10 protein-coding genes and 1 other RNA gene are annotated in these 8,858 nt (G+C 61.6%); all 11 read left to right on the top strand.

Annotated elements, in window-relative coordinates:
- Positions 1–336: a transfer-messenger RNA gene (gene ssrA / locus ACK4OE_RS17305) on the top strand; the annotation flags it as partial.
- A gap of 574 nt (positions 337–910) precedes the next feature.
- Positions 911–1,219 carry a hypothetical protein gene (locus ACK4OE_RS17300; protein WP_409886423.1) on the top strand — a complete coding sequence of 103 codons (309 nt, stop codon included), beginning with the start codon at positions 911–913 and terminating at the stop codon, positions 1,217–1,219.
- Positions 1,220–1,508: 289 nt separating this feature from the next.
- The gene (locus ACK4OE_RS17295; RefSeq protein ID WP_409886421.1) at positions 1,509–1,643 is read left to right on the top strand and encodes a hypothetical protein; all 135 of its coding nucleotides are present in this window, start codon (positions 1,509–1,511) and stop codon (positions 1,641–1,643) included.
- A 436-nt stretch (positions 1,644–2,079) separates the two neighbouring features.
- A complete protein-coding gene (locus ACK4OE_RS17290; protein ID WP_409886419.1) occupies positions 2,080–2,547 on the top strand; it encodes a Spy/CpxP family protein refolding chaperone in 468 nt (155 codons plus the stop codon).
- A gap of 17 nt (positions 2,548–2,564) precedes the next feature.
- Complete coding sequence (locus tag ACK4OE_RS17285; RefSeq protein ID WP_409886417.1) at positions 2,565–2,900, top strand: hypothetical protein; 336 nt, start codon at positions 2,565–2,567, stop codon at positions 2,898–2,900.
- Positions 2,901–2,917: 17 nt separating this feature from the next.
- Positions 2,918–3,604, top strand: coding sequence for a response regulator transcription factor (locus ACK4OE_RS17280; RefSeq protein WP_409886415.1), 687 nt, complete (start codon positions 2,918–2,920; stop codon positions 3,602–3,604).
- A complete protein-coding gene (locus tag ACK4OE_RS17275) occupies positions 3,601–4,983 on the top strand; it encodes an ATP-binding protein (RefSeq protein WP_409886414.1) in 1,383 nt (460 codons plus the stop codon). The genes ACK4OE_RS17280 and ACK4OE_RS17275 overlap by 4 nt, the downstream gene beginning before the upstream one ends.
- Before the next feature lie 417 nt (positions 4,984–5,400).
- The gene (locus ACK4OE_RS17270) at positions 5,401–6,366 is read left to right on the top strand and encodes an ABC transporter substrate-binding protein (RefSeq protein WP_409886412.1); all 966 of its coding nucleotides are present in this window, start codon (positions 5,401–5,403) and stop codon (positions 6,364–6,366) included.
- Positions 6,367–6,387: 21 nt separating this feature from the next.
- Positions 6,388–7,224 carry an ABC transporter permease gene (locus ACK4OE_RS17265; protein ID WP_409886410.1) on the top strand — a complete coding sequence of 279 codons (837 nt, stop codon included), beginning with the start codon at positions 6,388–6,390 and terminating at the stop codon, positions 7,222–7,224.
- Positions 7,221–8,000 carry an ABC transporter ATP-binding protein gene (locus ACK4OE_RS17260; protein WP_409886408.1) on the top strand — a complete coding sequence of 260 codons (780 nt, stop codon included), beginning with the start codon at positions 7,221–7,223 and terminating at the stop codon, positions 7,998–8,000. Before ACK4OE_RS17265 ends, ACK4OE_RS17260 begins: the two co-directional genes overlap by 4 nt.
- A gap of 18 nt (positions 8,001–8,018) precedes the next feature.
- The gene (gene hutC / locus ACK4OE_RS17255; protein WP_409886406.1) at positions 8,019–8,837 is read left to right on the top strand and encodes a histidine utilization repressor; all 819 of its coding nucleotides are present in this window, start codon (positions 8,019–8,021) and stop codon (positions 8,835–8,837) included.
- The last annotated feature ends 21 nt before the right edge of the window (positions 8,838–8,858 follow it).

Genomic DNA, 8,858 nt, shown 5'->3' with positions numbered 1-8,858 from the left:
GCTTGAGTCACGCTCGTAAATCTCGATTTAAAAAACTAACTGCAAACGACGAACGTTTCGCACTCGCTGCTTAATTGCCAGTGAGCCTTGCAACAGTTGGCCGATGGGCTGGGCAAGGGGGCTCTGAGTAATCAGTGCCTCCCGGCTGCAAGGATAATTACATGGGCTGGTCCTGATCCGGGTACCTTGGATTGGGGCAAGAAAATAGGGTACTGGCGGCCGGTGTAGCGTGCGACTGCGCGGCAACGGTGGCGAGACTTAAATCAGACCGCTAAACATGTAGATCTGCCCGGTAAAGGCTTGCGGACGCGGGTTCAATTCCCGCCAGCTCCACCACCATAACGTCCAAGGGCGTTCACCAACATCCGGTGAACGCCCTTTTTCTTTGGGGAATAAGTGACTGCAGCGAATGAATATGGCAGTCGCTACGGTACGTCTCTGGCAAATCGGCGGATCAACCTATAGGCTCCCGATTTCGTCCCGTTGCTCCAGCCCCGGGATTGCGCGCCCTCCGCGGCAATGGCTTGGGCAAGGTGGATTGCCCCGCCTGCGTGGCTCCAAATGTCCATTTCGCAATGACATTTGCTTGCAAATTACCTTCAAAGTCGGGCTCGGCCATGCCCATCGAGTATTTCGGCTCCCGCCTTGGGTGCGCCACCTCAAAAAGCCTTGTGCTAGGTCACTGGCTTGGGATTCACCACATTGCGTGCCCGGGGCGCACTCCGCCGTATTGCGCAATATTCACTGTGGCGTTGGCAGATCGAATCATCTGTTCGCTGAGCCTAAGTGAGCAACGTGGCACCGCGATTCAGTCCTACAAATTGATGCGCTGCGCCTGAACCCTATTTGCCGAGTCTCGAAAATACCATGAGCCATCCGTAATACTGGCCATGCCAGTCGAAAGGCAAAAATGAGTACTTGGTACAAATTGGCTCTTGGCAACGACGAACAGGCGTTTGTGCCTACTCTGCGCATCCAGCAGATGTTCATGTCCAAATTTTTGATGTGCCCGCCAGGCTCTGGACGTGCGCTGTTCTCGTGTTACGACAAGGAAAACGACAGCCTTTGCCTGTATTTCTCCCCTGCAGCCGCAGACACCGCGCAGCGCGTTTGCGCAGAGCCTTGCGATCCGCCGAAAGCTTTGGACTGCATTGGCCTTCTGGCGGGCGAGGGTGATGCACTGGGCATCGAGCCGAAAGAGTTGGCAAAAGCTACTTGATGTCCCGAGTCGAATGAGTGAACAGCCGCGGGAGGCGTGACCATGTACTACCTTGACCAATCAAAGCATTTACTGACTGACTGGCCAGATCCCCCTTCGTTACAAATGGGTCAATTGGTCGGTATGGGCCCACAACGGCAGCACGCGGACAGTTTTGATCGGTCAGAGGCTTATCCGGGCGACCGGCATGGCATCGACCGAGAGACGCAATTTGCGGATGACTCTCCTCCGGAGGTCCAGGCACTGGGGTAAGACAGAGTTCGTCCCTTGCTGGGATACCCGCGACGGTATGTCACCCCGCATCGCACATGAGCGCATCCGCTACGGTCCGGCCTCTGCGCTTGATAGAAACGAGATGGAGAGCGCCGCCGCCATCCGTGAGTGGATTGACGACGCCAACAACATTCATGGGGCCGAGCTGTAAACAAGTCTCTTGGCATGACTGCGTTTTCGCGCTTGCATGGCTTTTGGTGCATCGACGACGTGTCGGAGGACCCGATGCGTGTGTGCGCCCCGCACCCAGCGTGGTGTTGCACGCCATCCGGCACTTAAGACTGCGTTTTTTCGGCCAGGGCGGCGTTGCAAATCCTCGCGATACCTGCGGGTATCGCTGTGGTTTGCGCCTTGCCTTAACCAAAAATCCATCAGTTTTAAATGTGTCGTCAAGCATGCAACACCACACTAGCAAACCGGCTGTTGGTGCTGTCTGATGCGCTGGGGTGAGTCTCAAACCAGCATGCCTTACTATCTGCTGCCTGGATACAAAGTGAAATAAACCGAAACTACGTCGAGACGACGCGCCGCCCCCTGCCGGGCACCATCAGGGTCATGTTCAACACCGTCCTCGAAAGGACTGCATCATGAAACCCTGGATCAAGAAAACCCTCATGGGCTTGTTTGGCGCCTCCATCGCAGTGGGCGGCTTAACGGCATGTTCCAGCAGCCACCACCATCGCGGCCCCATGAGCGCCGAAAAAATGTCGGAGGTGCGCGGCAAGGTGGTGGAGCGGGTCAGCAGCAAGCTGAACCTCAATGATGCGCAAAAGCAAAAGCTCAACGCGCTCGCAGACAAGATGGAAGCCCAGCGTACGGCTTTCATGGGCAAGGCGACCGATCCACGGGCCGAGATGCAGGCTATTGTGTCGGGCGACAAATTTGACCGCGCGCGCGCGCAAACGCTGCTTGAAGAGAAGACCCGGGCCGTGCGAACCAACAGCCCAGAGGTCATCAACGCGCTGGCCGACTTTTATGACAGCCTGAACTCCGAGCAGCAGCAGAAGGTGCGCGATCTGATGCAGCGACGCAAGGGCTGGACGGGCCGCGTTTAGTCCGGGTGGGCCCTTCCATGTCTCCTACGCTCGAACCCATTCATCGCCTCGCCCAGGGCGTGCGCCAACACGGCCCCGCGCTGCTGTCTGGCATGGACGACCCCCATGACGAGCTCATGTCGCTGGTCTGGGGGCCGCGCTTTGACCGCGAGCATGCGCTGGGGCTGTTGGCCCGCCAGCCTGCGGCTGCAGGGCATACCTTGCCCGCCCTGCTGGCGGCAGCCGACCACTTTGATGCGCTTCACCCTCCCGCCCAGGGCCGCTTGCGCAAGCTGATCGTGCGTCACCGTGCATTGCGTGCGGCTGGCGCAGCGGGCAGGGCGCAATGCCTGGCGAACGGGGTCAACGCCTGACGGTGTAAGAATTGCTCATGCACCGCATTTTGCTCATCGACGACGACGACCAGCTGGGGCCGCCACTGGCCACTTATTTCAAGCGCTTCGAGCTGGAACTGGTTCACGCCCTGAAACCCAGTGACGGGCTGGCCCGGCTGGGGGCGGGTGGTTTTGATGCCGCCATTCTGGATGTCATGCTCCCAGAGATGGATGGTTTTGAGCTGTGCCGCACCATTCGCAAGCAAGGTGATCTGCCCATCGTGATGCTCACCGCCCGCGGCGAGGTGATGGACCGCGTGGTAGGGCTGGAGCTGGGCGCGGACGACTACCTGCCCAAGCCCTTTGAGCCCCGTGAACTGGTGGCCCGGCTGCAGACGGTGTTGCGCCGACGCCGTGCGCCGGGGCCTGGCGATGCTGCGGTGTCATTGCAGTTTGAGGGCCTCGTCATCGACGCCGCGCGCCGCAGTGTGCAGCGCCATGGCGTGGCGGTGGAGCTGACGGGCACCGAGTTTGACCTGCTGCATTTGCTGGCGCGCGAGCCGGGCAAGGTGTTCAGCCGCGACGACATCCTGAACCAGCTGCGCGGCCATGAGGCCGAGTTGTACACCCGTGCGGTGGATATTGTGGTGAGCCGCCTGCGCAAGAAGCTGGAGCCGCTGGACTGCATCAAGACACTGCGCAACGCGGGCTATTCGCTGGCTTTGCGCAAGGCGGCGCCATGAAATTGTCGCGCGTTGCGCACGGAGCCGACGAACACGACTGCCCATGGCACCGCCGCGCGCGCAATGCGGTGGGGTATTCGCTGCGCATCCGGCTGGTGCTGGTGTTCATGGCGCTGGCCGTGACGGTGGCGGTAACTTTCATGGGCGGTGTGCAGAAGGCGGTGTCGGTGGGCTGGCGCGAGGCCGCGCGGCCGCTGCTGATGGACTATGTAGATCGCCTGACCGCCGAGATCGGCAACCCTCCCAGTGTCGAGCGCGCGCAGGCCGTTGCCAACCGCCTGCCGCTGACGCTGCGCATAGAAGGCCCGCAGGTTAACTGGGCGTCGCACCCTGACCATCCTCACCCGGACTGGATGAGCGACAAGATCCACAAAGACACCCATTGGGGTGGCGACGACAACGGCCCCCGGCTTTTGCAGCGCACCACTGCGGACGGCCACGCTATTGAGTTCAGGTTGAACGCACTGTCCTGGGACAAGCGCCCCCGCATAGCGTGGGGCATGCTCACCGTTTTGCTGCTGCTAACTGCCCTGGCGTTCGTGTACGTGCGCCACCTGCTGCGCCCGCTGGACGACATTCGCAGCGGCGCGCAACGTTTTGGCGACGGCAATTTTGCCCAGCCCATTCCGGTGCGGAATGCGCACCGGCCCGACGAACTGGGGCACCTGGCCGCCACCATCAACACCATGGGTGATGACATCCATCAGATGCTGGAAGCCAAGCGTGCCTTGCTGCTGGCCATGAGCCATGAGCTGCGCAGCCCGCTGACCCGTGCACGCCTGAACACCGAGCTGCTGCCCGAAACCGCCGACGTACAGGCCCAGCGACTGGCCTTGCTTCGGGACCTGGGTGAGATGGCAGGGCTCATCACCGACCTGCTGGAAAGCGAACGCCTGGCCGGTCGGCACGCGGCGCTGCACCGTGAGCCGACCGACATCGAAGACCTGGCCCGTGAGGTGATAGCTGATCTGCAGGCGCGCCACGCAGGCGCTGCCCTGATTGCCGTGCATGCGGCGCAGGCGCTGCCGGAGGTCCGGCTTGACCGGTCGCGCCTGCGCCTGCTGTTGCGCAACCTGCTGGACAACAGCCTGCGCCACAGCGACGCCAACGCACCGCCGCCTGAACTGCATTTGCGATTGGTGGATGGCGTGGTCGAGATCGAAGTGCGCGACCACGGCCCGGGTGTTCCGCCCGAGCACCTGCCGCATCTGGCCCAAGCGTTCTATCGGCCCGACACCGCCCGCCAGCGCGCCACCGGGGGCGTGGGACTGGGCCTGTATCTTTGCCGCTTGGTCGCGCAGGCGCACGACGGCCAGTTGCTGATGCGCAATGCAGAGCCTGGCTTATCGGTCACGGTGCGGCTTCCAGTCGTGGAATAGCAAAGGCGCCAACACCAAGCGCTGTTGCACCATCTGCCGATGGACGCTTCATGCCTCCTGTCAGGGGATGTCTGGCGCCCCGCAATGGTGCACTGTGATCCTGCCGGTTAGCACAGTCTTTGCGCAGTGGCGCATGGGCGTTTTCAGAAAAAATATGAGTCAAATTGGCCTCTACCGCTTATCTATAAAGCGCTGAAAGCTATAAAAATAATAGCAATCTCGGTTTGCACCTGCCGCGCACCGGGCGAAGATCAGCTGGCCTCGTTCTTGCTCAATCAGAGCACCTCGCCGCATGAACAGAACTTTCTAGCGTTTACCCTGTATATACAGGTATGCTTGAACTGTCATCATGGCGACCGGGCCGCGGGTGCGGACCGGGTGTGGGAACCAGGTACTTTCTTCAAACAGGAGCAGATGATGACTCGATCGGTTGTGAAATGGACGTCGATGGCAGCGGCAATGGCATGCGTATTGGGTATGGCCGCACCGGCCCAGGCGCAAGACACCAAAATCGTGCTGGGCATGTCCGGCTGGACGGGCTTTGCGCCGCTCACGCTGGCCGACAAGGCGGGCATCTTCAAGAAGAACGGCCTGGATGTGGAGATCAAGATGATCCCGCAGAAGGACCGCCACCTGGCCCTGGCCTCCAAGTCCATCCAGTGCGCAGCCACCACGGTCGAGACGCACGTCGCCTGGAACGCCAACGGCGTTCCCATCGTGCAGATCTTTCAGATGGACAAGTCCTACGGTGCCGACGGCATCGCGGTGCGCGGCAACATCAATAGCTTTGCGGACTTGAAGGGCAAGACGATTGGTGTGGACGCCCCCGGCACGGCGCCGTACTTCGGTCTGGCCTGGATGCTGAGCAAGAACGGCATGAGCCTCAAGGATGTGAAGACCACCACGCTGTCGCCGCAGGCGTCTGCGCAGGCCTTTGTGGCGGGCCAGAACGACGCTGCCATGACGTACGAGCCGTATCTTTCCACCGTGCGCGACAACCCCGCCGCTGGCAAAATTTTGGCCACCACGCTCGACTACCCGATGGTGATGGACACCGTAGGCTGCGACCCCACCTGGCTCAAGGCCAATGCCAAGGCCGCACAGGCGCTGACCAATTCGTACTTCCAGGCGCTGGACATGATCAAGGCCGACCCCACCAAGTCCAACGAAATCATGGGCGCCGCCGTCAAACAGACGGGCGAGCAGTTTGCAAAGTCGTCGTCCTTTTTGCGCTGGCAAGACAAGGCCGCCAACCAGAAGTTCTTTGCAGGCGAGCTGCAGGCATTCATGAAAGACGCCACGGCCATCCTGCTGGAGGCCGGCATCATTCGCAAGGCGAATGCAGACTTGGCCGTGACGTTTGACGCGAGCTTCATCAAGTAAAAACCGGAAGAAGAACGCGCCATGTCTGCCGTGCAACCCTTGTCCGCTACCGTTCCAAAAGCCACCGTGCGCCACCGTTCACTTGCTCCACTGGAGCCCGTGAGCGCCCGTGCCAGATGGATGCTGGGCTTTGGTTTTTTTGTGTTGTTTGTGCTGGTGTGGGCGTTTTTCACGCTGGGTGGCTACGTGTCACCCACGTTTTTGGCCAGCCCCGTCACCATGGCCAAGGAGGGCTGGCTGCTGTTTGCAGAGTACGGCTTTCACAAGGACATCGGCATGACGGTGTGGCGCGTGTTTGGCGGCTTCATCCTGGCCGCCGTGGTGGCCGTGCCGCTGGGTATTGCCATGGGTGCCTACAAAGGCATCGAGGCATTTTTTGAGCCCTTCATTTCATTCTGCCGGTATCTGCCAGCCTCGGCCTTTATCCCGCTCTTGATCCTGTGGGCCGGTATCGGCGAGGCGCAGAAGATCCTGGTCATCTTCATCGGCTCGGTCTTTCAGATCACGCTGATGGTGGCAGTCACGGTGGGCAGCGCGCGGCGCGACCTGGTGGAGGCTGCCTACACGCTGGGCGCAGGCCACAAGGGCATCGTCACGCGGGTGCTGATCCCCGGTGCTGCGCCCGACATTGCCGAGACCCTGCGTCTGGTGCTGGGCTGGGCCTGGACGTATGTGATCGTGGCTGAGCTGATCGGTTCGTCATCGGGCATCGGCCACATGATCACCGACAGCCAGTCGTTGCTCAACACCGGCCAGATCATCTTCGGCATCATCATCATCGGCCTCATCGGGCTGGTGTCCGACTTCGCCTTCAAGGCGCTCAACCACCGTCTGTTTGCCTGGAGTTTTGTGCGATGAGCCGCGTTTCCATACAAGCCGTTTCGCGTGTCTTCGAGACCGCCAAGGGCCAGCGCACACAGGCGCTGCTGCCGGTCGACTTTGAAGTGCAAGACAACGATTTCGTCACCATCCTAGGCCCCTCGGGCTGTGGCAAGTCCACGCTGCTGCGCATCGTGGCGGGGCTGGACCATGCCACCAGCGGCCGCGTGCTGCTGGACGGCGCACCGGTCGAAGGCCCCGGCGCCGAGCGTGGCATGGTGTTCCAGAGCTACACGCTGTTCCCCTGGCTCACCATCGAGCAGAACATCCGCTTTGGCCTGCGCGAGCGCGGTATGCCCGAGGCGCAGCAGAAAGAGCGTGCCGACTACTTCATCGCCAAGGTGGGTTTGCGCGGCTTCGAGCAGCACTTTCCCAAGCAGCTGTCGGGCGGCATGCAGCAGCGCACCGCCATTGCGCGCGCGCTGGCCAACGACCCCAAGATTTTGCTGATGGACGAGCCCTTTGGAGCGCTCGACAACCAGACCCGTGTGCTCATGCAAGAGCTGCTGCTCGGCATCTGGGAGGCAGAGCGCAAGACCGTGCTCTTTGTCACCCACGACATCGACGAAGCCATCTTCATGGCCAACCGTGTGGCCGTGTTCAGCGCCCGGCCCGGCCGGATCAAGACCGAGCTGGCGGTTGACCTGCCGCACCCACGCCATTACACGATCAAGACCAGCCCCGAGTTCATGGATCTGAAGGCGCGCTTGACGGAAGAGATCCGTGCCGAGTCCATGGCGGCCGATCTGCACTGATCTGACTGCAAAAAAACCATGAGCGCCCGTCCTTCCCGCCGCCCCGCCGCTGCGCCGCGCAGCGTCCGCCCCGCCGCCGCGTCCAATGCAGTTGCAGGCACGGCGGCGCCTGCGCAGGCCATGGCGCTCTACGAGCAGGTCAAGGACCACATCTCGCGCAAGATCCAGGAAGGCATCTGGCGCGCCGGAGACCGCCTGCCGTCGGAGAACGAGCTGGTCACCCAGTTCGGCATCTCGCGCATGACAGTAAATCGCGCACTGCGCGAGCTGGTGGAGCAGGGCCGCATCGTGCGCGTGGCTGGTGTGGGCAGCTTTGTGGCCGAAGACAAGCCGCAATCTACGCTGCTGCAGATCGCCAACCTGGCTAGCGAGATCCGCCAACGCGGCCATGACTATCGCTGCGACGTGTTGGCGGTAGAACGTATTTCGGCCACGCTGGATATCGCAGCGGCGCTGGACCTGCGCACGGGCGAGTCGGTGTTCCACTCGTTGTGCATCCACCGAGAGGACGGCCTGCCGGTGCAGCTGGAAGACCGCCACGTGAACCCACGTCAGGTGCCGCAGTTTGCAGCGCAGGACTTCACGCAACTGCAACCCTCGGAGTATCTGGTGCGCAACGTGCCCTTCGACCAGATCGAACATGTGGTCGATGCCGTCATGCCTACCGCCGAGCAGGCCGCGTTGCTGGAGATGTCTCCGCTGGAGCCGTGTCTGCTGCTGACCCGCCGCACTTGGTCGCGCGGCGTGCCGATCACTGTGGTGCGTTGTCTTCACCCCGCCACCCGCTACCGTTTGGGCAGCCGCTTCCGAGCAGACGGCAATCCCGTCGCCGGTTGATTTTTTTGTCAGAAACGCTTT

Source organism: Acidovorax sp. (genome assembly GCF_046314175.1).
Taxonomy (GTDB): Bacteria; Pseudomonadota; Gammaproteobacteria; order Burkholderiales; family Burkholderiaceae_C; genus Acidovorax.
The sequence above is the reverse complement of the archived record's forward strand: the minus strand, read 5'-3'. Positions and strand labels throughout refer to the sequence as shown.

Coding starts and splice junctions, on each gene's coding strand:
- ACK4OE_RS17300 (WP_409886423.1), top strand. CDS start 911: ATGAGTACTTGGTACAAATTGGCTCTTGGCAACGACGAACAGGCGTTT.
- ACK4OE_RS17295 (WP_409886421.1), top strand. CDS start 1,509: ATGTCACCCCGCATCGCACATGAGCGCATCCGCTACGGTCCGGCCTCT.
- ACK4OE_RS17290 (WP_409886419.1), top strand. CDS start 2,080: ATGAAACCCTGGATCAAGAAAACCCTCATGGGCTTGTTTGGCGCCTCC.
- ACK4OE_RS17285 (WP_409886417.1), top strand. CDS start 2,565: ATGTCTCCTACGCTCGAACCCATTCATCGCCTCGCCCAGGGCGTGCGC.
- ACK4OE_RS17280 (WP_409886415.1), top strand. CDS start 2,918: ATGCACCGCATTTTGCTCATCGACGACGACGACCAGCTGGGGCCGCCA.
- ACK4OE_RS17275 (WP_409886414.1), top strand. CDS start 3,601: ATGAAATTGTCGCGCGTTGCGCACGGAGCCGACGAACACGACTGCCCA.
- ACK4OE_RS17270 (WP_409886412.1), top strand. CDS start 5,401: ATGACTCGATCGGTTGTGAAATGGACGTCGATGGCAGCGGCAATGGCA.
- ACK4OE_RS17265 (WP_409886410.1), top strand. CDS start 6,388: ATGTCTGCCGTGCAACCCTTGTCCGCTACCGTTCCAAAAGCCACCGTG.
- ACK4OE_RS17260 (WP_409886408.1), top strand. CDS start 7,221: ATGAGCCGCGTTTCCATACAAGCCGTTTCGCGTGTCTTCGAGACCGCC.
- hutC (WP_409886406.1), top strand. CDS start 8,019: ATGAGCGCCCGTCCTTCCCGCCGCCCCGCCGCTGCGCCGCGCAGCGTC.